Source organism: Caballeronia glathei, assembly GCF_000698595.1.
GTDB lineage: Bacteria > Pseudomonadota > Gammaproteobacteria > Burkholderiales > Burkholderiaceae > Caballeronia > Caballeronia glathei.
Window position 1 is genome coordinate 1 of the sequence record NZ_JFHC01000232.1, and the last position, 1,241, is coordinate 1,241.

1 protein-coding gene is annotated in these 1,241 nt (G+C 60.6%); it reads left to right on the top strand.

What is annotated here, in order from left to right; translation table 11 throughout:
* Positions 1 to 151: 151 nt before the first annotated feature.
* On the top strand, positions 152 to 1,241 hold a 1,090-nt coding region (locus tag BG61_RS38470), incomplete at its 3' end, for an ISL3 family transposase (RefSeq protein WP_035943672.1).

A 1,241-nucleotide genomic window follows, 5' to 3' on the forward strand; every position in this document is an offset into this window, starting at 1 on the left:
GCCTCTTTTGAATTCTCAGTGGGTGGTTTGGCGGGTCAAGGGCGGGCGTAAGCCCGGCGCAGCGAACCCTTGAGGCGCACTGATTCGATAAGCTGAGTCATGGCTGGTTGCGGCAGAATGCTGCAACCAGCCATGCAAGACGAAACGAACAATGACGAACCAACTGTTTGAAGCCGCGCTGGGAATCAAGGCCCCGTGGTACGTACAAAGCGTCGACTTTGATGCCGGCAAACGCCAGCTCACGATTGCGGTGGACTTCGTCGCGGGCAGCCGGTTCGGTTATGCCAGCGTCGCCGGCGAGCACCCGGTGCACGACACGCAAATCAAGCGTCTGCGCCATCTGAATTTCTTCCAGCACGAGTGCTATCTGGAAGTACGGGTGCCGCGCGTGCGCTTGCCGGACGGCTCGGTACGGTTGGTGGAACCTGATTGGGTCGGCCAACTCAGCGGCTTCACGTTGCTGTTCGAGGCGCTCGTGCTGATGCTCGCTCAGCAGATGCCGTTTGCTGCCGTGGCGCGCATCGTCAACCTGTCGTGGCACCGGGTTCACGCCATCTGCTCGCGCTATGTGGAACTGGCGCTCGCGTCGGCGGACCTGTCGGAGGTGACGACAGTGGCGATTGACGAAACCTCGTACCGGCGCGGTCATGAGTATCTGACACTGGTTGCCGACATGCAGGCGCGGCGGGTCGTGTTCGTGACGACCGGCAAGGATGCCAGCACGATTGAACGCTTCGCCGCCTATCTGGGCCAACACGGTGGCAAGCCCGAACAGGTCGGCTCGGTCAGCATCGACATGTCGCCGGCTTTCATCAAGGGAGTCAACGAACATCTGCCCGATGCGCGGCTGACCTTCGACAAGTTTCACGTCGTCGCGCACGCGTCCAAGGCGCTCGATACAGTGCGTCGCCAACAACAGAAGGTCGACCCGGAACTTAAAGGCATGCGCTGGACGCTGCTGAAAGACGCGAACAAGCTCAATCTGGCCCAACTGACTGACCTCGAGGCGCTCGTCAGTCAGTACACTACCAGCCGCACGGCACGCGCCTGGCTGTATCGCGAGCAACTGCGAGAAATTCTCGAGCGCAAGCAAATCAATGTCGTCTCCGAGATGTTGCAACAGTGGTGCACCAACGTCATGCGCTCGAAGGTCGAACCGATGAAGGACGTGGTGCGATTGATTCGCCGACACTTCGACGGCATCGTCGCCTGGACCCAGACCCGCCAGACCAACGGCTTCA